22 protein-coding genes and 1 tRNA gene are annotated in these 24,971 nt (G+C 56.1%); 11 read left to right on the forward strand and 12 right to left on the reverse strand.

What is annotated here, in order from left to right; genetic code table 11:
- Nucleotide 1 precedes the first annotated feature (1 nt).
- Entirely contained in the window at nt 2-1,123 is a 1,122-nt protein-coding gene (gene gmd, locus FDK21_RS07645; RefSeq protein ID WP_114008400.1) for a GDP-mannose 4,6-dehydratase, read from the reverse strand.
- A gap of 425 nt (nt 1,124-1,548) precedes the next feature.
- Here gmd and FDK21_RS07650 point away from each other — a divergent pair, with 425 nt between their 5' ends.
- The 3 genes from FDK21_RS07650 to FDK21_RS07660 all read left to right on the forward strand — a co-directional run bounded on the left by FDK21_RS07650 (nt 1,549) and on the right by FDK21_RS07660 (nt 3,974).
- Nucleotides 1,549-2,508: a dihydrodipicolinate synthase family protein gene (locus FDK21_RS07650; RefSeq protein ID WP_138148065.1), complete on the forward strand. Its 960-nt coding sequence runs from the start codon at nt 1,549-1,551 to the stop codon at nt 2,506-2,508.
- Nucleotides 2,499-3,431 (forward strand): proline racemase family protein, encoded by a 933-nt coding sequence (locus tag FDK21_RS07655; RefSeq protein ID WP_138148066.1) that lies wholly within the window; start codon nt 2,499-2,501, stop codon nt 3,429-3,431. The genes FDK21_RS07650 and FDK21_RS07655 overlap by 10 nt, the downstream gene beginning before the upstream one ends.
- Before the next feature lie 84 nt (nt 3,432-3,515).
- Complete coding sequence (locus FDK21_RS07660; protein ID WP_138148067.1) at nt 3,516-3,974, forward strand: secondary thiamine-phosphate synthase enzyme YjbQ; 459 nt, start codon at nt 3,516-3,518, stop codon at nt 3,972-3,974.
- Here FDK21_RS07660 and glp read toward each other — a convergent pair whose 3' ends face one another.
- Nucleotides 3,975-5,219, reverse strand: coding sequence for a gephyrin-like molybdotransferase Glp (glp, locus tag FDK21_RS07665; RefSeq protein WP_138148068.1), 1,245 nt, complete (start codon nt 5,217-5,219; stop codon nt 3,975-3,977).
- A gap of 346 nt (nt 5,220-5,565) precedes the next feature.
- Between glp and FDK21_RS07670 the strand changes: the two genes are divergently transcribed.
- The 3 genes from FDK21_RS07670 (at nt 5,566) to FDK21_RS07680 (ending at nt 8,472) form a co-directional block, all read left to right on the forward strand.
- A complete protein-coding gene (locus tag FDK21_RS07670) occupies nt 5,566-6,726 on the forward strand; it encodes a sirohydrochlorin chelatase (RefSeq protein ID WP_138148069.1) in 1,161 nt (386 codons plus the stop codon).
- A 201-nt stretch (nt 6,727-6,927) separates the two neighbouring features.
- Nucleotides 6,928-7,839, forward strand: coding sequence for a hypothetical protein (locus FDK21_RS07675; RefSeq protein WP_138148070.1), 912 nt, complete (start codon nt 6,928-6,930; stop codon nt 7,837-7,839).
- A 3-nt stretch (nt 7,840-7,842) separates the two neighbouring features.
- Nucleotides 7,843-8,472 carry a hypothetical protein gene (locus tag FDK21_RS07680; RefSeq protein WP_138148071.1) on the forward strand — a complete coding sequence of 210 codons (630 nt, stop codon included), beginning with the start codon at nt 7,843-7,845 and terminating at the stop codon, nt 8,470-8,472.
- Nucleotides 8,473-8,551: 79 nt separating this feature from the next.
- Here the strand turns inward: FDK21_RS07680 and mgrA are convergent, their stop codons facing one another.
- Nucleotides 8,552-9,583, reverse strand: a complete 1,032-nt coding sequence (gene mgrA / locus FDK21_RS07685) for an L-glyceraldehyde 3-phosphate reductase (RefSeq protein ID WP_138148072.1) — start codon at nt 9,581-9,583, stop codon at nt 8,552-8,554.
- A gap of 239 nt (nt 9,584-9,822) precedes the next feature.
- The gene (locus tag FDK21_RS07690; RefSeq protein WP_138148073.1) at nt 9,823-10,755 is read right to left on the reverse strand and encodes a LysR family transcriptional regulator; all 933 of its coding nucleotides are present in this window, start codon (nt 10,753-10,755) and stop codon (nt 9,823-9,825) included.
- A 220-nt stretch (nt 10,756-10,975) separates the two neighbouring features.
- On the opposite strand from FDK21_RS07690, the gene FDK21_RS07695 reads away from it, so the two are divergent.
- Together FDK21_RS07695 and FDK21_RS07700 are read left to right on the forward strand one after the other, a co-directional pair.
- Nucleotides 10,976-11,818, forward strand: a complete 843-nt coding sequence (locus FDK21_RS07695; protein WP_138148074.1) for an SDR family NAD(P)-dependent oxidoreductase — start codon at nt 10,976-10,978, stop codon at nt 11,816-11,818.
- The gene (locus tag FDK21_RS07700; RefSeq protein WP_138148075.1) at nt 11,811-12,746 is read left to right on the forward strand and encodes an SMP-30/gluconolactonase/LRE family protein; all 936 of its coding nucleotides are present in this window, start codon (nt 11,811-11,813) and stop codon (nt 12,744-12,746) included. The genes FDK21_RS07695 and FDK21_RS07700 overlap by 8 nt, the downstream gene beginning before the upstream one ends.
- A gap of 87 nt (nt 12,747-12,833) precedes the next feature.
- Here the strand turns inward: FDK21_RS07700 and FDK21_RS07705 are convergent, their stop codons facing one another.
- From FDK21_RS07705 to FDK21_RS07730, 6 genes are all read right to left on the reverse strand, one after another.
- On the reverse strand, nt 12,834-13,481 hold the full coding sequence (locus FDK21_RS07705) for a dihydroxyacetone kinase subunit L (protein WP_114008388.1): 648 nt from the start codon (nt 13,479-13,481) through the stop codon (nt 12,834-12,836).
- Between the two features lie 10 nt (nt 13,482-13,491).
- Nucleotides 13,492-14,493 carry a dihydroxyacetone kinase subunit DhaK gene (locus tag FDK21_RS07710; RefSeq protein WP_138148076.1) on the reverse strand — a complete coding sequence of 334 codons (1,002 nt, stop codon included), beginning with the start codon at nt 14,491-14,493 and terminating at the stop codon, nt 13,492-13,494.
- 42 nt (nt 14,494-14,535) lie between these two features.
- The gene (locus FDK21_RS07715; protein WP_114008386.1) at nt 14,536-15,570 is read right to left on the reverse strand and encodes an ABC transporter permease; all 1,035 of its coding nucleotides are present in this window, start codon (nt 15,568-15,570) and stop codon (nt 14,536-14,538) included.
- On the reverse strand, nt 15,567-17,114 hold the full coding sequence (locus FDK21_RS07720) for a sugar ABC transporter ATP-binding protein (RefSeq protein ID WP_114008385.1): 1,548 nt from the start codon (nt 17,112-17,114) through the stop codon (nt 15,567-15,569). The genes FDK21_RS07715 and FDK21_RS07720 overlap by 4 nt, the downstream gene beginning before the upstream one ends.
- 143 nt (nt 17,115-17,257) lie before the next feature.
- On the reverse strand, nt 17,258-18,268 hold the full coding sequence (locus tag FDK21_RS07725; RefSeq protein WP_114008384.1) for a substrate-binding domain-containing protein: 1,011 nt from the start codon (nt 18,266-18,268) through the stop codon (nt 17,258-17,260).
- A gap of 40 nt (nt 18,269-18,308) precedes the next feature.
- Complete coding sequence (locus FDK21_RS07730) at nt 18,309-19,328, reverse strand: ABC transporter permease (RefSeq protein ID WP_138148077.1); 1,020 nt, start codon at nt 19,326-19,328, stop codon at nt 18,309-18,311.
- Between the two features lie 213 nt (nt 19,329-19,541).
- Here FDK21_RS07730 and FDK21_RS07735 point away from each other — a divergent pair, with 213 nt between their 5' ends.
- A complete protein-coding gene (locus tag FDK21_RS07735) occupies nt 19,542-20,597 on the forward strand; it encodes a LacI family DNA-binding transcriptional regulator (RefSeq protein WP_114008382.1) in 1,056 nt (351 codons plus the stop codon).
- A gap of 154 nt (nt 20,598-20,751) precedes the next feature.
- Here FDK21_RS07735 and FDK21_RS07740 read toward each other — a convergent pair whose 3' ends face one another.
- Together FDK21_RS07740 and FDK21_RS07745 are read right to left on the reverse strand one after the other, a co-directional pair.
- Nucleotides 20,752-22,947: a calcium-binding protein gene (locus FDK21_RS07740; RefSeq protein ID WP_138148078.1), complete on the reverse strand. Its 2,196-nt coding sequence runs from the start codon at nt 22,945-22,947 to the stop codon at nt 20,752-20,754.
- A 491-nt stretch (nt 22,948-23,438) separates the two neighbouring features.
- A tRNA-Ser gene (locus tag FDK21_RS07745) sits at nt 23,439-23,528 on the reverse strand.
- A gap of 494 nt (nt 23,529-24,022) precedes the next feature.
- Between FDK21_RS07745 and FDK21_RS07750 the strand changes: the two genes are divergently transcribed.
- Both FDK21_RS07750 and rpmA read left to right on the forward strand, forming a co-directional pair.
- Nucleotides 24,023-24,649 carry a 50S ribosomal protein L21 gene (locus FDK21_RS07750; RefSeq protein WP_114008375.1) on the forward strand — a complete coding sequence of 209 codons (627 nt, stop codon included), beginning with the start codon at nt 24,023-24,025 and terminating at the stop codon, nt 24,647-24,649.
- 24 nt (nt 24,650-24,673) lie between these two features.
- Nucleotides 24,674-24,943: a 50S ribosomal protein L27 gene (rpmA, locus tag FDK21_RS07755; protein ID WP_114008374.1), complete on the forward strand. Its 270-nt coding sequence runs from the start codon at nt 24,674-24,676 to the stop codon at nt 24,941-24,943.
- Nucleotides 24,944-24,971 lie beyond the last annotated feature (28 nt).

Below are 24,971 nucleotides of genomic sequence, written 5' to 3' on the forward strand. Positions count from 1 at the left end.
CTCATCCCTCGACCGATACCGGCAACTCATAGCCATGCTCTTGCAGAACTCGGGCCCTACGTGCAGCCTTGAGGTCTTCGCGCACCATCTCCGCACACATTTCCTGAACGGTAATGGCAGGCTCCCAACCCAGTTTGTCCTTGGCCTTGGTTGGATCACCAAGAAGGGTTTCCACCTCTGCCGGACGGAAGTAGCGTGGATCGATGCGCAACACAACATCTCCGGCTTTCACCGCCGGAGCCATGTCGGAAATCACGGCTTCCACCACAGCAACTTCCTCAAGCCCCGTGCCTTCAAAGCGCAGCTTGATGCCCAGCTCTTCTGCCGACCATTGCACAAACTGGCGCACCGAATATTGCACCCCGGTGGCAATGACGAAGTCCTCCGGCTCGTCCTGCTGCAGCATCATCCACTGCATCCGGACATAATCCTTGGCATGGCCCCAGTCGCGCAAGGCATCGATATTGCCCATATAGAGGCACTCTTCCAGCCCCTGCGCAATATTGGCAAGGCCGCGGGTGATCTTGCGGGTCACGAAGGTTTCACCACGACGCGGGCTTTCATGATTGAACAGAATGCCGTTGCAGGCATACATGCCATAAGCTTCGCGATAATTGACCGTGATCCAGTAGGAATAGAGCTTGGCCACCGCATAAGGCGAACGCGGATAAAAGGGCGTGGTTTCCTTCTGCGGTGTTTCCTGCACCAGACCATATAGCTCTGACGTCGACGCCTGATAGAAGCGGGTCTTTTTCTCAAGGCCCAGAAAACGAATGGCCTCCAGCAACCGCAAAGTGCCAATCGCATCCGTATCCGCGGTATATTCCGGCGCTTCAAAGCTGACGGCCACATGAGACTGCGCCCCCAGATTATACACTTCATCGGGCTGCACTTCGCTGATGATCCGCGTCAGGTTCGACGTGTCGGTCAGATCGCCATAATGCAGTTTCAGATTGGCATTCTCAACATGCGGATCCTGAAAGATATGGTCGATCCGCTGGGTGTTGAATTGGGAAGCCCGGCGCTTGATGCCATGCACTTCATAGCCTTTTTCCAGCAACAGCTCCGCAAGATAGGAGCCATCTTGCCCGGTAATGCCTGTGATCAGTGCTTTTTTCGTCATAAATATCAAAGTCCACTCTTGGGAAAACGCTTCTATCGCGAAGCTCTAACCCTGCTTGCGATGCAAATGTCTCCAACACTTGCCCTGTCGATGGCCAACAGACGGCATGCACAAGACACCATGCGCAAAAGGGGATGACCGGCAAAGACCGATCTGCTTTGCTCTACTGGTATCCTCTCCCTCATCAATAGGCAATATGATCAAGTGAAATCCAGTCCTTTTCGCCCGCTTTCCCATCCCTATTCATCTGTCTGAACAGGATGAGCCTGCTCCGCCTCGTCCCATTTCATCGGTTTTTGAGAGACGTCGAAAGACGAAGCAAGGATCCGGAAAGCGGATAAAAAGAAAGGGATTGCCTGTGATTGAAAATAGTATACAATATCCAACAAACGAAAACACCCTATCACGAGGCGAGAACAGACACGATGGCTTCCAACATTTTCAGCGGCACGATGCCTGCCTTAATGACCCCCTGCAAAGCGGATCGCACCCCGGATTTTGATGCGCTGGTGAAAAAGGGCAAAGAAATGATCGAGGCTGGCATGTCCGCGCTGGTCTATTGCGGCTCGATGGGCGACTGGCCGTTGCTCAGTGACGAACAGCGCATGGAAGGCGTTGAACGTCTGGTCAAAGCCGGTTTGCCTGTGGTGGTCGGTACCGGTGCCATCAACTCCAAATCCGCAGTCGCTCATGCCGCTCATGCGCAGAAAGTGGGCGCTGCCGGTCTGATGGTCATTCCCCGCGTCCTGTCACGCGGCCCGTCCCCAGCTGCCCAGAAGAACCATTTCAAGGCCATTCTGGAAGCTGCACCGGACATCCCTTCGATCATTTATAACAGCCCCTATTATGGCTTTGCCACCAAGGCCGATCTGTTCTTTGCCCTGCGGGCCGAGCACCCGAACCTGATTGGCTTCAAGGAGTTTGGTGGCCCGGCCGATCTGCGCTATGCGGCGGAAAACATCACCGCGCAGGATGATCAGGTCACCCTGATGGTTGGTGTCGACACCGCCGTCTATCATGGCATCGTCAATTGCGGCGCCACCGGCTCGATCACCGGCATTGGCACCGCTCTGCCTAAGGAAGTCCTGCTGCTGGCGAGCCTGTCGAAAAAGGCTGCCGAAGGGCACGCCGAAGCCCGCCAACGGGCGCTGGAGCTGACCGAAGCCATCGAGGTGCTGTCCAGCTTTGACGAAGGCCCGGATCTTGTCCTCTATTACAAGTATCTGCTGGTCCTGAATGGCGAAGAAGAATATCGTCTGCATTTCAACGAAACCGACGCTCTGACCGCTTCGCAAGCCACCTATTGCGAACAGCAATATGCCCTGTTCCGCAGCTGGTTTGCCGATTGGGTCACGCAAGGCGGGATCATCAAGGAATGCATGTAATTGACAGCCATACGGGTGGTGAGCCGACGCGGGTGATCCTTGATGGTGGCCCGGATCTTGGATCCGGGTCGCTTTCAGATCGCGCTCAGCGTCTGGCCACCGACCATCAGGCGCTTTATCGCGCGATCATGATGGAACCACGCGGCCAACCGGCCATGGTCGGGGCCTTGTTGGTTGAGCCAACCGACGAAAGCTGCGTCACTGGTGTGATCTATTTTGACGCTGGTGCCGTGCTTGGCATGTGCGGTCACGGCACCATCGGTCTGGCCGTCACCTTGGCCCATTTGGGTCGGATCGACATCGGCACCCACCGGATCGAAACTCCGGCAGGCATCGTCGAAGTCACCCTGACAGACCGCAACACCGTCACCGTGCGCAACATTGAAAGCCGCCGCGTGGCCAAGGATGTCAGCATAACGCTTGATGATTTGGGCACCATCACAGGCGACATTGCCTATGGCGGCAACTGGTTCTACATCATCGATCCCAGCCCTGTTGCCGTGGAGCCATCCAACCTGCGCGCACTGACAGACACAGCGATTTCAATCCGCACAGCGATCAATGAACGCCAGCAAGCCGATCAAACTGGGATCGAGGTCGATCATGTGATCTTCCAGGGCCCATCGCCCAAACCGGACATACAAAGCAGGAATTTTGTCCTATGTCCGGACGACACTTACGATCGCTCTCCATGTGGCACGGGCAGCTCGGCCCGGCTCGCCTGCCTTGCCGCCGATGGTCTGTTGGCACCAGGGGAAGAGATCCAGCAGGAAAGCATCATCGGCTCTCATTACCAGCTCTCCTATCAGCCCGGCCAAGCGGGAGGGATCATCCCGCAGATCACCGGGCAAGCCTATATCATGGCCGAGACGAAGCTGATCTTTGATCCGTCCGACCCCTTTCGGGATGGCATCATCCTCTAGGCCCACCTTGTCACCCTCCTTGTCTTGGGGCAGCAAACGGGCCTAGAGTGCGCTCATTCTGTTAAAGGAATTAGGAAACAGCCGATGCCAGCCGCCCCCAACACCCACTTTGATGTGATTCATGACAGCCTGTCCTTTCAGACCGGCGCCAAGAGCATCCAGATCATCACCCGTCCAGTGGCAGACTGGTTGCAATCCATAGGGGCCATCTCCGGCACGGTGACCCTATTCATCCAGCACACATCGGCGTCCCTCACCATTCAGGAAAATGCCGATCCGACCGTGCAGGACGATTTGCTAAGCTATCTCGAAGATCTGGCACCACAGGGGCGCCATTATGTCCATTCCTATGAAGGACCGGACGATATGCCTGCCCATCTGAAAACCGCGCTCACATCAGTCAGTGAAACCATCCCCGTTAATCACGGGCAGATGCTGCTTGGCCAATGGCAGGGCATCTATCTCATCGAGCATCGCGCTCACCGTCATCAGCGTCAGATCCGGCTTTGCTTCACTGGCCTGCGCCAAGCCGATAGCCTCTGATCAGCCGAGCAAGCGATCAAAGGAGAAATAGTCAACCAGATCCCCTTTTCGTGACAGGACACCGTCCGGCAAAGCCGCCAACCCGTCAGCCCAGAAGACACTGGCCATCACCGCTGACCCCTGATGGGGAAAAGGCACCAGTTCCTGCGCGCCCTTTCCATTGTCCGCCACCCGCACGCGGACAAAGTCCCGCCGCATGCTGACCTTGCCCTGATCAAAGCCCAAAGCAATCTTGGAAGCAGTGGGCAAACTGTCCGACCGGCCCTGCATCTTGCGGATCAAGGGCGCACAGACCAGAAGAAATGTGACATAGGCCGAGACCGGATTGCCCGGCAGCCCGACAAAGGGCACCGCCCCCAGCCAGCCAAAGGCCAGCGGCTTGCCCGGCTTGATGTTCAACTTCCACAAATCGAGCGACCCCAGAGCAAGGACCGCATCCTTGACGTGATCTTCCTCGCCCACCGATACCCCGCCCGACGTCACCACCAGATCGGCTGCCTTTGCCGCCTGCTCCAAAGCACGGCGCGTGCTATTCGGTTCATCAGCCACACAGCCCAGATCAACAATTTCGCATTGCATCCGGGTCAACAAGGCAATCAGGGCCGCATGGTTGGAATTGTAGATCTGCCCCGGCCCCAAAGCCTCACCGGGATCACGCAACTCATCCCCGGTCGACAGCACAGCCACTTTCAGCCGACGGACCACCGACAAAGAGCCGACCCCGACGGATGCCGCCAGCCCGATATGGGCCGGGCCGAGCTTCACACCCGCCTCAAGGATCCGCACCCCCTTGGCGACGCTTTCCCCCGTCCGGCGGATATTGTTGCCCGCCTTAACCGGCCCCTCAAACGCGACGAAACCATCCTCAGCGACGCAATTTTCCTGCATCACCACCGCATCCACCCGGTCGGGCACTGCTGCGCCGGTAAAAATGCGCGCCGCCGTTTCCGCCTCCATCGCCTCGCCGACATATCCCGCCGGAATACGCTGCAAGACCGGCAGACGGATTGGGCCATCCTGCGACAGCATCTCGCTGCGCACCGCATAACCATCCATGGCGCTATTGTCCCATGGCGGCATGTCAACAGCCGCCGACACCGCTTCGGCCAAAACCCGGTCCAGCCCATCGCCGAGTGCGAATGCCTCATGGTCCGACAAGGGCGTGACCGAGGCCAAAATCTTGCTCTGCGCCTCTTCCAGCGCCATCAAGCCCTTGCCCATCGGTGCGGTCTTTTCCTCAGCCATGCCAACGGCCCCTTTCTTCGCCCAGAGGGAATGACCAATGCACGCGATCAAGCCCCCTTTGTGGATCAAATCAATCTGGCAGGAACACTAGCATGACGCGCGATCAGTGCAAGCCTTGGAAAGGACTTGCACAATCCCAATCAAGCCGGCCAGCGATCAGGCAAGCTCCGCCATTTGACCGCTTGCAATTGCCCCTTCCCAACGCCTATAGACATAGGACAAGATCTGTCTGACTTGTTATCCGCATATCGCCAGAACCGATGGCGGTTCGTCAGCATCCCGTCAGAATGCTGTGCCATGCGTCTCCCATAGCTCAGTAGAACGCCCATCCAAAAAAGGCAGGACAATGCCAAAACATGGTATCATGATTTGCGGCCACGGCAGCCGCGCCAAATCAGCAGAAGAAGAATTCAGTCTCCTTGCCAAAGGCATCCGCACACGTTACCCGGATCTCCCCGTCGAATATGGCTTTCTGGAATATTCAGCCCCCAACATTCACATGGGGCTCGATGCACTGATCAAGGCAGGTGTGACCGAGATCACCGCCGTTCCCGGCATGTTGTTCGCCGCCACCCACGCGAAAAACGACATCCCGTCCGTCCTGACCACCTATCAGGACAAGCATCCCGGCGTCACGATCCAATATGGCCGCGAACTGGCCCTGCATCCGCAAATGATCGAAGCCTTCAAGGTTCGCATTCTTGAAGCACTCGGCAAGGATCACGTTCATGATGGCGATCTCTATGACACCATGCTGGTGGTGGTCGGTCGCGGCACCTCCGACACCATGGCCAATGCCGAAGCCGCCCGCCTGACCCGCATCGTCTCGGAAGATATGGGCTTTGGCTGGTCGGAAACTGTCTATTCCGGCGTCACCTACCCGTCCGTCGGCCGTGGTCTGGAAATGGCCCTCAAGCTTGGCTTCAAAAAGGTCGTTGTGGCCCCATATTTTCTGTTCACCGGCCGTCTCATCGATCGAATCTACAATTATGTCGACAAGGTCGCTGGCGACAATCCGGATGTGAGCTTCTACAAGGCCCATTATCTGAAGGATCAGGATCACGTCATCGACACCTTTGTCGAACGGATCGAAGAGGCCCGCAGCGGCAAGCTGACCGAGACTTTTGATTTGATGGGATCCTTCAAGGAACGCTTGGCCCGCGGCGAAGTGGAAATCCATCACCATCATGCCGAGTTCACCGATCCGGATGATGACGAAGCCAAGGGCAATCATGATCACGATCACAGCCATGATCACGGGCATGATCACGGGCATGACCACGGGCACCATGATCACGGCCACTCACACGATCATCATGATCATCACGGGCACTCTCATGGTCACGGCCATGACCATTCCCACGGTCACAGCCATGGCATCTACAAGCATATTGCCCATCCCCACGGGCCACGCACCATGATCGATGAAGGCGTCTGCTGTTGCTTCATGAGCCAGTTCCCGCAAGAGGTCATCGACGACGAGCGTGCAAAACGCCAAGAAGACTGAGCCGCCCCTCATCGCGAGCGACACAAGCCTTGATCCAATCAAGGCCCGCCCTCACCCGAGAGGCGGGCCTTTTTGCATCTCCATCCCTTCGTGATCATGGTCCAGCAGAACCGCCCCGCGCACGGTGCTCCTGTGCCAGTGTCACGAAAGCGTCAAGCAAATCCAATATCGCTGCTCCGATATCAGTTCATGGAGATCCATATGTCTATCCGGTCAGCATTCCTTCTCAGCGCTGTCAGCCTGTTCCTCACCGTGCAAGCCCTGAATGTTGGGGTGTCTGCATCCTTTGCGCAAACAGCCAAAGCAGCAAATGACGAAAAGGCCGTACCGCTGCCGCCGGTGGATCCCAACAGCTATGACCCGCAGCTGAGCGCCAAGGAAGCGGCCCTGACCACATGGGCATTGGCGGTCTCCGGTATCCGCGCCGGTCACGTGGTCAGCGATCACATATTGCGGGCAGGCAAGAAGGACACGCCTTTTTCCCGTCTTGCCCCACAGGCACGCTTTGCACTCAAGACCATGATCACCCGCTATAGTGCTGCCAACTGGCTGTTCGCCACCGACCGCAGCGTAGCGCCAATCGATCCGTCGGTTGTTCTCGCGGTTGCCAAGGCCGCAGCGCAGACATGCGAGAACAAGGGTGAAGCCTGCGAGACAAAGCGTGCAGCGCTCCTTGCCGCCTTCCTCAACGCCTCTCAAGCCTTTGATGCCACAGCCAATGCCGTGGAACGGGCAGCCATCAGCCAGCAAGCCAAGCCCGAACGGCAATTGATGGCTGAAATTTTCACCGCCATGGCCGATTATCTGGGCAGCGCTGCATGGCATAGCAACCTGACCCTGACAGAGCTGGGCAAGGACGGTGACGAAATTGCAGGCCGGATTGTCGGCACACTCGCCGTCTGGAACACACTCGCGCCCTATATCGGCATGATGGATAAGCCGCTTGATAACCGGATCGAAGCGACCATTGATCAGCTGCTGACTGGAGTGAAAAGCCACATTCGCGGCAAGGCTGTCCTCACCGCAGACAGCAAGGACCTGATTGCTGTGCAAATCTCGGCCAATAGATTGGCCACCGAATTCAACCAAGCCGCAGGCCTGTTCAAGGACTAGCGCATGCAGCGTCTCATTCTCGCAGCCTGTCTGCTCGCCACGCACGCTCTGGCAAATGCCGCTAGCACAGATCAGACCATCAGGGCCTGTCTGTCCTGCCATATCGACGAAGCGGGAAAGCTCGACATTGTCGGGATCAAGGCCCTCGATGCCCTGCCACCAGACTGGCAAATGCGCTTTGAGGATGCGTTTGACATGGACAGCGACGGCGTTGCCGGACGCCTGCAGTTTGTCAGCGGCCACGGCCAGCCCCTGATTGCCAAATGGGGTAGCAATCTTGCCGCCGCCCGCTTTGAAGACTTTGCCCTGATCGCCTCGGCCGCCCATGCAGTGCCACTGGAAAGTGATGCGATAATCAAGACCGTAAAACAGGCCTTTGCCGCCCGGTCCCCCAGCCCGACGAGCCCCTTTGCCACCGAAAGGGAGCGCGGCCGTTTTGACGCTCAAGGCTGCCCACTATGTCATGTCACCGAGACGTTTGAATTTGAAGGTCAGGACGTGATGCCGCTCAGCGATTTTCTGCTGCACGACATGGGTGGCCCGAACGACAAGCCCAAACGCACCAAACCACTCTGGGGCTATTCCCAAAGCCTATGGCAAACCGCCCACGCCCAGCGCAACTGGAACAAGTGATTCCAGCCAATAGGGGCCAAACCCGACAGAAAGCGGATTTGGCCCATAACGATTGGCAAAACAGGCGACAGACCACCTTTTAAAGCGCGGTCGATGCCTTCCACAGATCAGTATTGCCATCATGGGCATATTGATCGATCTCTGCCAGCTCTTCCGCTGTGAAGTCCAAACCATCAAGAGCGTCGAGCGAATTGGACAATTGCTCCACATTGCGGGCACCGATCAAGGACGAGGTTACCCGTGGGTCGCGCAAGGTCCAGGCAATCGCCATCTGCGCCAGCGTTTGCCCGCGCCTCTCGGCAATGGCATTGAGCGCACGGATGCGGCTCAACACATCCTCGGTCAAGCTATTGGGGTCGAACGAGCCGCCACGGGTTGCCCGGGTTTCCTCTGGGATGCCGCCAAGATATTTCGAGGTCAGCATCCCCTGCGCCAACGGCGAGAAGGCGATACAGCCGGTACCCAGATCCGCGAGCGTGTCCAGCAGACCATCCTCGATCCAACGATTGAACATCGAATAGTTCGGCTGATGAATGAAGAGCGGAACACGCTCCTCGGCCAGAATGGCGGCCGCCTTGCGTGTCAATTCTGGCGAATAGCTCGAAATGCCCACATAAAGCGCCTTGCCCTGCCGGTGCAAATGCGCCAGCGCGCCCATGGTTTCCTCAAGCGGCGTGGTTGGATCAACCCGGTGCGAATAGAAGATATCGACATAATCAAGTCCCATCCGCTTGAGCGACTGGTCGAGACTGGCAATCAGATATTTGCGGCTGCCGCCGATATCGCCATAAGGTCCGGGCCACATGTCCCAGCCCGCCTTGGTGGAAATGATCATCTCATCACGATAGGGCGCGAAGTCGCTGGCCATCATGCGCCCGAAATTCTCTTCTGCCGAGCCATAGGGAGGGCCATAATTGTTGGCCAGATCAAAATGCGTCACCCCCCGGTCAAAGGCATGGCGCAGGATGGCACGTCCGGTTTCATAAACATCCTCGCCTCCGAAATTCTGCCAAAGGCCAAGAGAAATGGCTGGCAGATCGATACCGCTTCGGCCACAGCGGCGATAGAGCATGTTGGTTTGATAGCGGTCAGCGGCTGCTTGGTAGGGCATGGTGGAAGCCTCCTCAATTTCGGATCCGGTACATCCCTCACAAGGGCGCGGATCGCCCCGTGATGTCCGTCAGCGCAATCATATGCACTGACGCTGTCACGACAATGGAAAAGGCGACAAAGGTCAGTCAATGCATCGTTGAACAGAATTCAACAATGCATCCATATAAGCTGTGTTACAAAGGGACCAGAAAGCACCCGGTATTATTTGCAAACAGGGAGATGAAAACGAAAAAGCAGCTATTTGTTGGCCCGCGTTGCAAGCCGTGCCAGCCCCTGATCCTCCCGGATCAAGCCGATCAATTCATGCAAGCCGGGTGGCACCTGTCGTCGGCTCGGATAGTAGATGGTAAAAGGGGGGCCTTCAGAGCTCCATTCCGGCATGACGATTTCAAGGCTTCCGACGGCAACGTCCTGTCGAACCCGGTGTTCCAGACAATAGGCAAAGCCAAGCCCCTGCAGCGCCGCTTCGATGGCCTGATCCGTTGCATTGGCGCAGAGCGGCCCGCGCACATCAACGCGCACCAGCGTCGGTCCATTGCCCAGCTCCCACTGATAGCGACTATTGTCGCCGACGCGCATTTCGATGCAGGGAAGATCGAGCAAATCCTGTGGCTGCTGCGGTCGACCTGCGCGAGCAATCAGTGCGGGAGAGCCGATAACCACCCAGTTGAGCGGTGGACTCAAGGCCACACCGATCATGTCCTGCGGCACCCGGTCGCCATAGCGGATGCCGGCATCGAACCCTTCTTCGACGATATCGACCAGATGGTCATCAACCGCAAGGTCGATATGCATGTCGGGAAAGCGCTCGAAATAGAGGGGCACAATCGGTCGCAAGATCAGCGACGCGGCATCGCGCAGGGCATTGAGACGCAATCGACCTGCAGGATGGTCACGTTGGTGCAACAGGGTGCCAAGCGCATCATCGATGGCTTGCAGACCAACCTCGAGCTGGGATGCGAGCAGAGCACCAGCCTCGGTGGGCCTGAGCGAGCGGCTGGTCCGGTTGAGAAGCTTGACATCAAGCTCGGTTTCAAGCTTGCGCAAGCGATGACTGAGGGCAGACGTCGTCACGCCCAGCTCGATTGCCGCCTGTCGCATGCTCTGCCGCCGCACGATGGTAACAAAGACATTGAGATCGGCCAGTAAGGCCCGGTCAAATGTGCGCACGATGCTCTGCCTTTCGTTGAGTGACACTCAACAGATATCAGGTTGCAGCACAAGAATGAAGGGCGCAGGATGGGTCGTACATAGATTGCATTCAGATAGGATCGCAATCGATCAGACAGTCGCAGGCGGAAGGCCCGGCCTTGCGGCAAACCAATCAGCTTGGCACGCCAAATCCAGAACGGCTTGCCGTCTGTGATACGCGTGAAGAAGGAACAAGAGCATGTCGCATGGAGCAATCGAAAAAGGCAAAGTGGCAATCGTGACAGGAGGCGCCAGCGGTATCGGGCTGGCAGCAGCCCACCGTTTCGGTGCCGCCGGGATGAAGGTGCTGGTCACCGACTTGCCGGGAGATGCACTCGAGAAAGCCGCCCAGACTCTCAAGGCTGCCGGCATCGATGCGACAGCGCTTGCGGTGGATGTCACGGATCGGGACCAGATTGCCCGCGCCAAGGAAAAAGCCGGGCAATTGGGTCCAGTATCCATCGTCATGTCGAATGCGGGACGCGAAGGAGGCGGCAGCCTTCTTGCTGGAGAGGATGTCTGGCGCCGCACACTGGAGACCAATCTTTGGGGGGCCATTCATATCTCTCAATTATTCCTCCCCGATCTGATCGCCGGGCAAGATCCTGCCGCCATCATTTTCACCGGCTCCAAGCAGGGGATCACCCTGCCACCCGGAGACACCGCCTACAATGTCTCGAAAGCTGCCCTGCGGGCCTTGTCGGAATCCGTCTCCCATGACCTTGTGAAATCAACCGACGGGCGTGTCACGGCCCATCTGCTCATCCCCGGCTTCACCTTCACTGGCTTTACCCGGGCCAATGGCGTTACCGAAAAACCGGCCGGTGCATGGAGCGCCGAACAGGTGGCCGACTTCATGATGCAAGGGCTGGATCAGGGTGACTTCTACATCCTGTGTCCGGACAACGATGTCGACCGGGCAACCGATGAGAAGCGGATGCGTTGGGGGATTGGCGACATCATCGAGAACCGCCCGGCCCTGTCCCGCTGGCACCCCGACTATGCAGAGGTCTTTGATGCCTATATGAAATCCGATGACTGACAGCAGAAAAGCCGCAATCGGTGACGCTGGCTCGGTGCTAACCGCATTCGAGCCAGCTTTCCTGCGCCTGTTTCCTGAAGGCGCGTCTTTGCAAGCACTTTGGCAGCAGGGGAAATGGACCGAAGGCCCGTCCTATCTTCCCTTGACCCAATCGCTCATCTTCAGCGACATCCCCAATGACCGCCAGATGCTCTATTCCGAACTGTCCGGTGCCGTGCATGTCTGGCGCGGCGGACAGAGGCACTTTGTCAATGGCACGGTGCCCGATGCAGCTGGTGGAGTGTTGCTGTGCGAGCATGGCACACGGTCGCTGACCCGTCTTTCCCCGGACGGCAAACGACAGATATTGGCGGATCGCTTTGAAGGCCGACGCCTCAACAGCCCGAATGATGTCGTCGAGCATAGGGATGGCTCGATCTGGTTCACCGATCCCACCTATGGCATTGAATTTCCAGATCAGGGCAATCCCGGCGAGCAGGAACAGGAGGGCAGCTTCGTCTATCGCTATGATCCGAAAACCACCAGGCTTTCAGCCGTAATCCGAGACTGCGCCTACCCCAATGGCCTCGCCTTCTCACCGGATGGAACCCGTCTTTATGTCGCGGATTCCGGTGGCAGCCGCAGTCCGGGAAACCAACGTCACATTCGCGTCTTCGATCTTGACAGCGACGGACAGCTTTCGGGGGGTAAGATTTTCGCACACTGCCCCAACGGTGTATTCGATGGCTTCCGTGTGGATCTATCTGGCCGCCTATGGGCCAGCGCGCGCGATGGCGTCTATGTCCTGTCCGCGCTCGGCGATGTGATGGGCCGCATTGCAACACCTCAAACCGTGTCCAATCTTTGCTTTGGCGGCCCACGACGGGACAAGCTTTATATCACCGCAACGACCAGCTTGCTGGCAATCGATCTGGCACAGCCCGCCTAGAAAGTGGATCTTGCGCTCCAAATGCAAACCGCCCTCCTCGGATCCTGACCTGAGAGGGCGGCTTTCATGGTGCGTCGGAGCGATAGACTAACTCAAGGCCTGCTCATTGAGGAATAGTCCCAGCTCTTCTGCCAGCATGCAGGCGACTGTACCGCCCGCATCCTGCAAGCCCACCGTTTTCTCCTGAAAGGCGGCGGCCTTGCCATGTTGCGCAACCATCTGCTTGGTTGCTTCAAGAGCCTCGGCGGCGGCACGGGCGGCAACCTGTCCGGCAATTGCCAGATCCGCACCATCTGTGTTTTGCGCCTCATAGGCCTGCGCTATGGGATCCAGAACGTCCAGAACGGTCTTGTCACCCAATTGCGCCTTGCCGCGCTGCGCCACACCATCAGCATAGGCCCGCCAGAAGGCAGCCAGACCGGAGATATCGAGAACCGACGCCTCCGACAGAGCCTTGCCACCGCGCATGAAGCCGGTCGCCATCAGCGTACCCATGGTAGACGGTGCTGCCTTCGAGATGGCAGCGCCAGCATGCTTCATCAAATCACCCAGGCTGGGCTGCTCCAGTTCATGCACCCTGTCGCGAGCGGCGACAAAGGCCTTGGACATCGTCAGCCCCAGATCACTGTCACCAACCTTGCCATCCAGAGCGATCAACGCATCCCGTTCGGCTTCAAAGCGGCTGGCAAACCGGTCAAACAGACCGATCACCAATGCAGGTTCGATGGATTTCATCACCGGCTCCTTAGCGTGCAAAATGCTGAAAGAAGGGGGTATCGGCTTCCGCAGCGATCAATGGCTCCAATTCGTCATCCAGATGCAGCACGGAGATCGAGAAACCGGCCATTTCCATGGAGGTGGCGAATTCACCAAGCCAGACGTGACGGATCTTGACGCCTTTCTCGTCCATCAGCTGCCCAAGGCGGCGATAGATGATATAGAGCTCTTCCTTGGGGGTACCACCAAGGCCATTGACAAGGATCGCCACTTCATCGCCCTTGGCATAATCGGTCTCGGCAAAGATGCGTTCCATCATTTCATCAACGACCGCATCAGCCGGAGCCAGAGCCTTGCGCGAAATACCCGGTTCGCCATGGATACCCATGCCGATTTCCATCTCATTTTCACCGATCTCAAAACCCGGTTTTCCAACTTCAGGCACGATGCAGGGCGAAAGGGCTACGCCCATGGTGCGGGTTCTGGTCTTTGCCTTCTCGGCAATCCGCGCCACTTCAGCCAGCGGCTTCATCTGGGCGGCGGCAGCTCCGGCAGCCTTGTACAGGAAGAAGATCCCTGCAACACCGCGACGCTTATGTTCCTCACCAACCACTGACGAGGCCACATCATCATTGCCCACCACCGTTGCGGTTTCGATGTCATCCAGTTCGACCAGCTCGCCGGCCATGTCGAAATTCATGATGTCACCGGTATAATTGCCATACAGGAACAGAACGCCCGCACCCTGATCAACATAACGGGTGACCTCTGCCAGCTGGTCTGCACTTGGCGACTGGAAGACACCGCCAACGCCGCAGCCATCAAGCATGTTCTTGCCGACAAAACCAAGGAAGGTTGGCAAATGCCCTGACCCGCCACCGGTCACGATGCCCACTTTGCCTTCAACCGGCTTTGCGGTCACATAGCACCGAAGATCATCGGCAGCATAGGTCACGTCCGGATGGGCGCGATAGATGCCTTCGAGCATTTCGTCGACAAAACTTTCAGGTTTATTGAGAAACTTCTTCATCTCGTTCCCTTTCTTTTCGGGATGTTCAAAAACTGGACTTTGTTATTTCTGGCGCCGAACGAAGAAGGCTGCGGCCAGAAGGATGAACGCACCAACCACCACGCGTTGCCAGGTCGACGGGATACCGACCAGCACCAGGGAATTGTTCACAACTGTGATCAGAAGAACGCCGGTCACGGTCCCAAAAACGGTACCGGTGCCGCCTGTGATCCGGGCACCGCCCAAAACCACAGCAGCAATCACTTCAATCTCCGAGCCGACCAGATCGAACGGGTTGGCCATCCGGTTCGAGCAGACGTGGATGATACCGGCCATGGCCGCAAGCGCCCCTGTGAAGGCAAAGACAAACACATGAACCACACGCTGGTCATAGCCAAGTCGCTCGGCAATGCTGGCATTGCCGCCGGTGGCAAAAATGGCGCGCCCCATCAGGGTTCGGTTGAACAGGAACCAGGTCAGGATCGCAGCACCCGGAAAGATCAGGAAATACATCGGCAAAGTGACCGTGGTGTCTGCAGCACTCTGGAATTCGAACAAAGGAGCCCTGCCAAAGGCGATCATCTGCGGCGGCAGTTCCATCAACCAGACCGTCCCGATGAAGGCCAACAGGATGCCGCGGAACAGATATTGCGTGCCGATCGTAACAATCAGGGATGGCACACTGAGCTTGTGAACCATCCAGCCATTCACCGCACCAAGCAAGGCGCCACCCAGAACCGCTGCAGTGATGACGAAGGACATTGGCGCATCAGGCCAGATATTGATCACAAACAGGGTCGCGGAATACATGGTCAGCGCGGCAATCGCCGTGAAGGACACGTCGATCCCGCCCACAGCGAGAATGGAGAAGACCCCAAGCGCGAACAGCCCTGTAACAACACTCGAGCGCCCCATGTCAATCAGCGACGAAGGTTGCAGGAAAGCAGGGTTGAGCACCGACACCAGACAACAGATCACGATGAGAATCGCAAGGCTGATCAGTTCGGGACGCTGCTTGAAGACTTTACCAACCTGCAGCAGCCTGCCCTGTTTCCCTGAAGAAACAGCTGTGTTTTCTATATTCTGAACGATTGTCATTCGGCGGCCTCCCGTGTGCTGGCAAGCATGGAACGATAGACACGTTCCTCATCGCTTGTTGCTGCGTCGAGTTCATCGACCATCTCGCCCCGGTTCATGACCAGGATGCGATCGCAATTCTGGAAAAGCTCGGGCAGATCATCGGACACGATGATCAAGCTGATGCCACGTTCCGCCATTGCTTGGATCGCACGATAGATTGCATCCTTTGAGCCGACATCCACGCCGACCGTTGGGCCATGCAGCACCAGAATGCGCGGCTCGATACTGAGCCAGCGTCCGATAAGGACCTTTTGCTGGTTTCCGCCGGACAGAGCGCCGACTGGCAGGTCGATATCGGACGTGTTGACCGTCATCAGTTTTGAGATGCGGCTGGCTTCCACGCGTCCCTTGCGTTGGTTGATCAAACCAAGCTTGTTGATCAACTTGTCGAACAGCAAGGTCACTTCATTTTCAAAGATCGACTTTTCAATGAACAGCCCTTCCGACAAGCGGTCTTCCGGGACATAACCGATGCCCAGATCAATTGCCCGCTTGGGGGAAGAAATCTCGACTTTCTCGCCTTCAATCTCAAACGCACCCTTATCGAGATGCATATGCCCTGTCATCGCCAGGGCAAGCTCGTTTCTGCCGGAGTCGGACAGGCCTGTAATGCCCAGAATTTCGCCTCGATTGAGAGAAAAGCTGATATCGTGAAAGGCGTCGCCGGCGCTTGCGCGCTTCACCCGGAAAATCTCTTCCTCAAATGGCTTGCCTTCACGATAGCGCGAGATCTCGATTTCACGTCCCGTCATCAATCTGGCCAGATCGGCGCGCGAATAATCGGCGATCTTGCCCTGTTCGACGCACAAACCATCGCGGAACACAATCACCTGTCCGCCAATACGGTAGCTTTCTTCCAGCTTGTGGGTGACAAACAGAACCGCAACATTCTGAGCCCGCAACTTGGACACCAGTTCGATTAGCACATCCACTTCCTTGCGAGTCAGGGACGTTGTGGGTTCGTCCATGATGACCAACCGGGCCTTGGATGCGATGGCACGGGCAATGGCAATCCGCTGCCGAATGGCCAGTGGCAAGGTGGCGGTGGGGGACTTCAACAATTGCCGTGTTGGCTCAAGACCAACATTGCGAATGGCTTCTTCTGCCGTCTTGGTGAGAGTCTTTTTGTCAAGGCCCCTCAACAACCGGCCGCGCCCTTGCACGAGCTGCTGCCCCAATGCGATATTTTCTTCAACCGTCAGATTTGGCAGCAGGGACAGGTCCTGATAGACCGTTTCAATGCCCGCTTCGAGCGACTGGATAGGGGTCAGACGCGTAAGACTTCGCCCATCAAGGATGATTTCTCCTTCGGTGGGAAGATACGCACCCGAGATCACTTTGATCACTGTGCTTTTGCCACATCCATTCTCACCAAGCAGGTGATAGGCTTCGCCTTCGCGAATTGTCATACTGACACCGCGCAGGGCATGCACACCTCCGAAGCGTTTGTGGATGCCTTGAAGTTCCAAAAATGGGGGAGCGTTTTCGGGAATTTGGGACATGGATGGCACTTCCGTCTCGAGAATTGGGAAAGACGTAGACTCAACTGGGCGCGCACGGGCGGGCTTGCGGCATCGCGTCAAACCGCGCGTCATGGTCCGGCCCCACACAGCGTGCGGGACCGGAAAGCAAAGTTTCAATTCAATCAGAAGAGATAGTCTTTGTAGGTGTCCTTGTCGGCCAGGACCATGCCGTTGCCGAAGACGAGAAGACCATCGCCAGCACCCGGCTTGACGGTGACTTTTTCATAGCCTTCCACACCGAGATCCATGCCATCGGTGATCTTGCCACCTTCCAGCAGGATCTTGGCAACAGCATTCATTGCCATGCCGGCTTTTTGTGGATCCCAGAAACCGATCGCGGTAATCGCACCGGAATCAAGATAGGCAGCAGCTGGATTTGGCAGACCGGTACCAACCAGACAGACCTTGCCAGCCAGACCGGCTTCTTCGATGGCACGGCCAGCGCCCAGCACGTCATTGCCAGCGGAAGACTGAATGCCCTTCAGATCCGGATGCTTGCGCAGCAGTTCCTTGACCTTGTTGTAGACGAGGTTGGCATCGTCAAAGCTCTCATTGTTGGCATCGACAAGTTCCATGTCAGGATACTTTTTGGCATTTTCCTCACCCGCGGTCACCCACTGGATGTGCGTGCGAGAACCAAGGCCGCCAACAAAGGTGGTCCATTTGCCTTTGCCGCCCATACATTCGGCCAGCCGTTCGTTCATGGCTGCACCATAATCGGAATTGTCGAAAGCCTCGACATCGACCATGGTGTTTTTCTGGTTATCTGCTTCGTGGGTGACAACAACGACACCGCGATCCATGGCGCGTTTCAGGATCCCTTCGATGATGGAAGGATCCATCGGCACAACGGCCAGGGCATCCGTGCCTTTGGCGATCAGATCGTTGATGATCTGAAGCTGTTGGGCGGAGTCGGCAGTGGACGGACCGAACTGCTCGATTTTCATGTCTGGATTGGCTTCAGCGAATTTCTTGACGCCCGTTTCCATGCGGTCAAACCAGGGAATACCGCTGATTTTTACGACTGTTGTGATTGACTTGGCATCCGCCGCATTTGCCTGTACTGAGGTCATTGCAACGGCAGACAGCAGTGCTGCGGCGAGAACGCATGATTTCTTAAGACCCTGTTTCATGATTTCCTCCCGAGAAATATCCAGGTATGTGAAGTGTCCCTCAACTTTGAGACTTCGAGGCACGAGGGGATTGCACCGAAGCGAACAGCACCGCGAAATGCTCGACGAGAGCCAAACGGTTGACGAACAGGAAGAAGATAAGCATTGCTCCCCACGCCAAATCGCGGACGAAATTGGAAAGACCGATAAAGTTCAGAAGGCTGGTCATCAGCTGCAGGACGATCGCACTCAAGACGACATTGACCACACGGCCATACCCGCCTTCAGGCTTCACCCCGGCCATGACGGCAATCAGGATGGCGACCAGCAGATAGGTCGTGCCATAGTCCCATTTCACATTGACATTGCGGGCCGCGATAATGGCGCCGGACAAACCGGCCAACAGGCCGGAAATGCCATATGTGGTGATGATGATCCGGCCATGGGCGAAGCCACTGAAAGCAGCCGCCTTCTGATTGGACCCTGTCATCATCAACTTGACGCCATAGCGGGTAAACCGCAGCACAACACCAAGCACGACGGCGACAAGAATGAACAGTACGAAGCTCCAAGGAACACCGAGCAAGAATCCGTTGCCCATTTCATAGAGTGGCCCCGGCGCCCCGATCCGCACCGCGCGTCCATCGGACAGGACAACGGTAATGCCGGTAAAGAACATCTGCGTGCCGAGCGTGCAGAGAATCGGCGTGATGCCCATCTTTGAGATGATGAACCCATTAAGAATGCCGCCTGCCGTTCCGACAACCAGGCACCCGACCACGAACGTGATCGTGAAAGCCACCGGCATTTCGTTAACGGGGAACAGGCTCAGGGCAAACAGCCCAGAGGCGACACCAGCCAGATTGGCCATGGCGATACCGGACAAGTCGATACCACCCTCGCCTGCGCACATGGCAAGCATAACACCGATGGCCAGCAAGCCGATTTCAGGCACCTGATTGGTCATGGACTGCAAGTTGAACAGGGAAAGATATCCCCCGCCAGACATGATCCCGCCAAAAGTCAGCAACACTGCAATCAGCACAATCAGCAGGGAGAAACTTCGATCCAGCTTCCGCATACCTTCCTCCTTCAGTAAGCCCACCACCGAATTTAGTAAAACCCTCTCACATTCCCAAACTTATTTCAATAAATTTTTGTCGTTTAGTGGAAATAATTTAGTGCATTTCACCAAATAATTTAGTAAAGTTCACAACACAAGCAAAAGCACGCTTGATAAAACGGCGTGTATCGATGTAGGAGTTCTACTCTGCAGAGAGGGATCGAGGGACCAATGCAAACAAAAACAAAAAAGCCAGCCACCCTGAGACAAGTGGCCGAACTGGCCGATGTTTCCATGGCCACCGCATCCCTTGTCGTCAATCGCAAAGGCGAGATCTCCTTCGAGACGCGCAATCGGGTTCTTCAGGCAATGGAGACATTGAGGTATGTGCCCAAGCGTGACCGCCAACGCGGCGACGTTGCCGTGCAGGAAACACTGAACACGGTTCGGTTTCTCAAGATTGCCCGCCACGGCCAGACGGTGAACCGCGATCATAATGTGTTCATTTCCGACTATATTGACGGCATGTCCTTCGAGGCGACGCGCCGCGACTATTTCCTGCAGGTCGTCTCCTATGAGAATTCCAGCATCAATGACGTGCTTGAAGGGTTGGCCGGTGCGGAACTGAGCGGATTCATTGCTCTGGGAACAGAATTGACTGACGAGGATATCGAATCGATTCTCTCCCACAATCTGCCCTGCGTGATCATTGACACCCACAAGCCATTCATGAATGGCAATTTCGTCAACATGGACAATGACCAACTGGTCTATCGCGCGCTCGAATATTTCAAGAGTCAAAAGCTCGAGAAGATCGGCATGGTCAGCAGCCATTCCTCGGTCGCCAACTTTCAGCTGCGCCATGATGCATTCTTGCGCAGCATGAACCGGCTGGATCTGGAGGTTGACCCGACGCAGATTCTATCCGTTGCATCAACCCTTGAAGGGGCATTCAAGGAAGCCGCCAAGCAGCTGGACGAAATTGACGAGTTGGCAGACGCCTATTTGTGCGCAAACGACATCATTGCATTTGGCTTCATCCGCGCCTTGCGGCAGCGGGGGCTTTCGGTCCCGAAGGATGTGTCCGTTATCGGCATCGACAACCTGCCGACAGCCGCAATGTTCGAACCACCCCTCACCTCCGTTGACGTGCCCAAGCAGAAAATCGGCGCGATGGCGTTGCGCATCCTGGATGACCTGATCACCAACGGCAAGGCTGAGCCTGCAATCAAACTGCTACTCTCCGGCGAACTCATCGTGCGCGACAGCGTGCAGACCAAGGCTTAAGCGTCAAGACCGCGTCCAGATTCCACAGCCCCCCAGTCCGCATCGTCTACGGGATGGAGACAGCGAGCTTGGATCGAAAAATGGCGGTAAGACACCGCCAGTCAAATCGCTGACCTTCTTGCCTTATGACTTATCCTGATAAAGCAAGGGATCCTCATACAAACTCGAAATCCGACGCTTCGATGAGGGTGTGGTCGGTGAAGTTCTGCAGCAGAACGGTGTTGGTTGCGAAAGAGAGGAGGGTATCAGCCCCCTGATCGGTGACGATGACATTGTCAAAGGAGCCGACGCCAATGGCAATCCGGATTGTGTCGATACCGTCTTCGAAGTCGGTGATGATGTCATTCTCATTCACACCGAAGAAGAAAAAAGTATCCGCTCCACCACCGCCAGTGAAGCGATCATTGCCGGCATTGTCGGCGAAGAAATCGTTCCCCAAGCCACCACTGAGCGTGTCGCTTCCCCCACCGCCATTCAGGCTATTGTTGCCCGAATTGCCAACAATGGAGTTGGCCAGACCGTTGCCAACACCACTGCTATTGCCGGTGCCCAGCAAGTTGAGATTTTCCAGATGGGCAGAATGATCCCGCAAGGCAAAGGAGATATAGCTGAATACGTGGTCGGTACCGTTGTTGCCAACTTCCTCGATCCTATCTCCTGCATCATCTACATAATAGACGTCATTGCCACCGCCCCCAACCATCCGCTCCGCGCCAATATTGTCGAGGAAGATGTCGTTGCCAAGGCCACCGATGAGTGTGTCATTGCCACCGCCGCCGTTGAGAACATTGTTGCCGGAGTTGCCGGTGATAGTGTTGGCCAGTGCGTTGCCCGTCCCATTGATATTTTCGCTGCCATAGAGCTTGAGATGCTCCAGATTGGCGGAATGATCCCGCAAGGCAAAGGAAACAAAGCTGAAAACGAGATCATTGCCACTGTCGGCATCTTCGGCAATGGTGTCCCCTGCATCATCGACATAATAGACGTCATTTCCCACGCCGCCGACCATATGATCAGCACCGGCATCACCAACCAGACGATCATTGCCGTCGCCCCCGATCAAAATGTCGTCTCCGTGACCACCAAAAAGCAGATCCTGCCCTTCCATGCCATTGAGCACATCAGCACCATCCCCGCCGAACATGTCGTCGTTGCCACGATTGCCATAAAGGCTGTCGCCATCAGCACCGCCGGAAATATTGCCATCTCGCGGGTCGACGATCTGCATGCGCAGATTTGAGCCACCGGCGTCCGAATCGATGACTGTGTAGGTCACAGCGATACGGCCATCCTGCAGCATAGCGGCACTCACCTCATCAATGGAAATATCGTCGAGTGGACCGTTGCTGGAGACCTGAAACTCTTGACCAAGCTTGCTACCGAGACTGTCGAAAAGCTGGCCTTTGATCCCTGTGCCCAAAAGGGTGTTGGTGTTAAAAAATACGGCGAACCCACCGGATTTGAGAGGCACGGCTTTGGCAGAGAACTGGTTCTCGGACACATTGCTATTGACGAGAAAAGGCTCGGCGCTGAAGGCGCTACCGTCCGGGCCATAGATGCGGCCCCATACGTCAAAACCCGCACCCGGAAAGTCCGAAGAGTCCGACGCCCAAGTGATCAGAAATCCACCATTTTCAAGCGCCAGTATGTCAGGTTTGCCGTAGCTGCTCAAAGCGGCATCACGACCCGGTACAGTCACCACTGTATCACTGCCACTCACAGCCACGCCAGTATCATCGACAATAGTAAATTCGATGGTATCACTCTCCCGCCATGCAAGCACCACATTCCCATTATTGATCTGGGCACCTGCTGGATCGACCTGTGTGCCAGAGGTGTCTGTCTGGGCGGTGAAAATGGTATTGAAGGCGTGGGCATTGCCATCCAGGCTATTGATGAAAACGTCGATCTGGTTGTCAGCGGCAGCGTCGGATTCCATGATCCAGTAATTTGCGCCAACCAAAAATCCATCCAAATGGGTGTTCACTGCCGTGCCAGCGAAATAGACCAAAATTGATTCTGCAACGGAGCCATCGCCATCAAAGAATAGGACACTCCCTTGCCCACCTTCCACGTCGGCGGCCGTAACAGCCCATCCGCCTGCAGGCAGCACCGTGACCACAGGATTGACGAGATCGACAGGTGGATTTTCGATGGCGACAAATTCTGCCGTTGCTGGCGAACCGTCCGCATTGAAAACACGCTGAAGAATACGAGTGTCACTGGTGGAGCTGTCTACCCAGACGACGACAAAGCGACCATCGGCAAGCACGGCGATATCCGCACTATTTTGATATGCATCGGTGATGGAGCTAACATTTATTGGTCCGCCCCAGAGCTGAACTGACATGGGTGATCCTTCCAAAAAATCTATAAAAAATGCGACAATAAGGCGGCCAATAATTGGTTAACGAACGTAAAGGAATATACGTAAATATACCATCCCCAAAATATAGGTCATGGTTGCGGCGCAAAGACTGTAATCGCAACAAAAAGCACCAGATCGAGCAAAATAAGAGCATCAAATCAAATCACTGAAGCTCGCGACCATTCTTCTGCAAACAAAACCATCATTCGCTACATTTCTGGATTATGAGCATCCTGATTGTCTTGCACAGACGCTGCGACGCAGTTGCCTGAAGGGCTTCTCGGAAAACACATTGGGACATTTCAACGACAAAACGACAATGAGTCCCAGCCGAAAAGGCCAGCCACTTCCCTGCAGGTCGAGCCGGTCCCAAGCCCTTTGCCATGGCGGTCTTGTCCCGATCAGCCGAGACCGAACGGCAGCATCCTGACAACACCAGCGATCACATAATATCCGAAGGAAATGAAACTGAATGGCGGAGAGAGAGGGATTCGAACCCTCGGAACACTTGCGCGCTCAACGGTTTTCGAGACCGCCCCGTTCGACCACTCCGGCACCTCTCCGCAACCCGTTTGAGCAGCCAGTGGCAGGCTTTGTGCTCAAAATGGTGGGCGGACCATACACACACACTTCATCAAGCTCAAGATGGGCAACCAAGAAATCCCCCGCGAATGATGCAATTGGTGCACCATGCCTTCCCCATCCCCACACCGAAACCGATTGCCCCCTTGCCAATTCGCAAAAGCCCGAGGCTTTTCGCCCGGATTAATGACGACCAGCCTCCCAAATCAATCCACTGGAAACGCCCGGCTTTTCGCCACCGACCTGCCCGAACCGAATGGCGAGGAAGGCAAGCTTTTCCTTGACTCACAACCACTTCTGACTATAGTGCGCGGGAAAGCCGGGCGTGGGAGAGAATCCTGCGCCTACTTGCTTGCGTTTCTTTTTCTGTCAACGCATTGATAGATAACTGCAATTCAGGCATTCCCGAAAACTGACTGAAAAAAGACAGACCCACGCCTCATTGGGGTGAAGTCTGGACTGAACGGAGAAAAAAATGTTCGCAGTCATCAAAACCGGCGGTAAGCAGTATACTGTTTCCCCCGAAGATATCATTCAGGTCGAAAAGCTCGAAGGCGAAGCTGGCGACACTGTAACCTTTGACAGCGTGCTGCTGGTTGGCAGCGAAGGCGAAACCACTGTTGGTGCGCCGGTTGTTGAAGGCGCAAGCGTTGCTGCTGAGATTGTTGATCAGGGCCGTGGCCGCAAGATCATCATCTTCAAAAAGCGTCGTCGTCAGAATTCCCGTCGCCGCAATGGCCATCGCCAGCACTTCACCTCCGTCAAGATCACCGAGATCCTGACCGGCGGCAAGGCGCCAGCGAAAGCTGCCAAGAAAGCGACCCCTGCCAAGAAAGAAGCAGAAAAAGCTGCTCCTGCCGCGGCAGCCGAAGGCGAAGCACTCTTCACCGCTCCTGCGGAAAAAGACGACCTGAAAAAAATCTCCGGCGTTGGCCCGGTTCTCGAAGGCAAGCTGAACGCACTGGGTATCACCTCGTTCGCACAGATCGCGGCCTTCACCGCAGAAGACATCGCCAAAGTTGATGACGCCCTGAACTTCAAGGGTCGCATCGATCGTGACAACTGGCTTGAGCAGGCTGCTGCTTTCGCCGCTGAGAAATAAGTTTAGAGACGAGGAGACACCAAAATGGCACATAAAAAGGCAGGTGGTTCATCCCGTAACGGTCGCGATACAGCTGGCCGTCGTCTGGGCGTGAAAAAGTTCGGTGGTGAAGTGGTCATCGCCGGCAACATCATTATTCGTCAGCGCGGAACCAAGTGGCATCCGGGCAGCAACGTAGGCATGGGCAAGGACCATACCCTATTTGCAACCACCGACGGCAACGTAGAGTTTCGCACCAAGTCCAATGGCCGAACTTACGTATCCGTGAACCCGGTGGCGGAAGCCGCAGAATAACACTGGCATGAGATATACGATTTGCCGG

The sequence above is a fragment of the Cohaesibacter sp. CAU 1516 genome (genome assembly GCF_005771485.1).
Classification (GTDB): Bacteria; Pseudomonadota; Alphaproteobacteria; order Rhizobiales; family Cohaesibacteraceae; genus Cohaesibacter; species Cohaesibacter intestini.

What these genes read in the sequence shown, in the direction of transcription:
- rpmA (WP_114008374.1), top strand. Translation starts at nt 24,674, where the DNA reads ATGGCACATAAAAAGGCAGGTGGTTCATCCCGTAACGGTCGCGATACA.
- gmd (WP_114008400.1), bottom strand. Translation starts at nt 1,123, where the DNA reads ATGACGAAAAAAGCACTGATCACAGGCATTACCGGGCAAGATGGCTCC.
- FDK21_RS07715 (WP_114008386.1), bottom strand. Translation starts at nt 15,570, where the DNA reads ATGACAATCGTTCAGAATATAGAAAACACAGCTGTTTCTTCAGGGAAA.
- FDK21_RS07705 (WP_114008388.1), bottom strand. Translation starts at nt 13,481, where the DNA reads ATGAAATCCATCGAACCTGCATTGGTGATCGGTCTGTTTGACCGGTTT.
- FDK21_RS07675 (WP_138148070.1), top strand. Translation starts at nt 6,928, where the DNA reads ATGTCTATCCGGTCAGCATTCCTTCTCAGCGCTGTCAGCCTGTTCCTC.
- FDK21_RS07660 (WP_138148067.1), top strand. Translation starts at nt 3,516, where the DNA reads ATGCCAGCCGCCCCCAACACCCACTTTGATGTGATTCATGACAGCCTG.
- FDK21_RS07750 (WP_114008375.1), top strand. Translation starts at nt 24,023, where the DNA reads ATGTTCGCAGTCATCAAAACCGGCGGTAAGCAGTATACTGTTTCCCCC.
- FDK21_RS07650 (WP_138148065.1), top strand. Translation starts at nt 1,549, where the DNA reads ATGGCTTCCAACATTTTCAGCGGCACGATGCCTGCCTTAATGACCCCC.
- FDK21_RS07730 (WP_138148077.1), bottom strand. Translation starts at nt 19,328, where the DNA reads ATGCGGAAGCTGGATCGAAGTTTCTCCCTGCTGATTGTGCTGATTGCA.
- mgrA (WP_138148072.1), bottom strand. Translation starts at nt 9,583, where the DNA reads ATGCCCTACCAAGCAGCCGCTGACCGCTATCAAACCAACATGCTCTAT.
- FDK21_RS07725 (WP_114008384.1), bottom strand. Translation starts at nt 18,268, where the DNA reads ATGAAACAGGGTCTTAAGAAATCATGCGTTCTCGCCGCAGCACTGCTG.
- FDK21_RS07655 (WP_138148066.1), top strand. Translation starts at nt 2,499, where the DNA reads ATGCATGTAATTGACAGCCATACGGGTGGTGAGCCGACGCGGGTGATC.
- FDK21_RS07740 (WP_138148078.1), bottom strand. Translation starts at nt 22,947, where the DNA reads ATGTCAGTTCAGCTCTGGGGCGGACCAATAAATGTTAGCTCCATCACC.
- FDK21_RS07700 (WP_138148075.1), top strand. Translation starts at nt 11,811, where the DNA reads ATGACTGACAGCAGAAAAGCCGCAATCGGTGACGCTGGCTCGGTGCTA.
- FDK21_RS07735 (WP_114008382.1), top strand. Translation starts at nt 19,542, where the DNA reads ATGCAAACAAAAACAAAAAAGCCAGCCACCCTGAGACAAGTGGCCGAA.
- FDK21_RS07680 (WP_138148071.1), top strand. Translation starts at nt 7,843, where the DNA reads ATGCAGCGTCTCATTCTCGCAGCCTGTCTGCTCGCCACGCACGCTCTG.
- FDK21_RS07720 (WP_114008385.1), bottom strand. Translation starts at nt 17,114, where the DNA reads ATGTCCCAAATTCCCGAAAACGCTCCCCCATTTTTGGAACTTCAAGGC.
- glp (WP_138148068.1), bottom strand. Translation starts at nt 5,219, where the DNA reads ATGGCTGAGGAAAAGACCGCACCGATGGGCAAGGGCTTGATGGCGCTG.
- FDK21_RS07695 (WP_138148074.1), top strand. Translation starts at nt 10,976, where the DNA reads ATGTCGCATGGAGCAATCGAAAAAGGCAAAGTGGCAATCGTGACAGGA.
- FDK21_RS07710 (WP_138148076.1), bottom strand. Translation starts at nt 14,493, where the DNA reads ATGAAGAAGTTTCTCAATAAACCTGAAAGTTTTGTCGACGAAATGCTC.
- FDK21_RS07670 (WP_138148069.1), top strand. Translation starts at nt 5,566, where the DNA reads ATGCCAAAACATGGTATCATGATTTGCGGCCACGGCAGCCGCGCCAAA.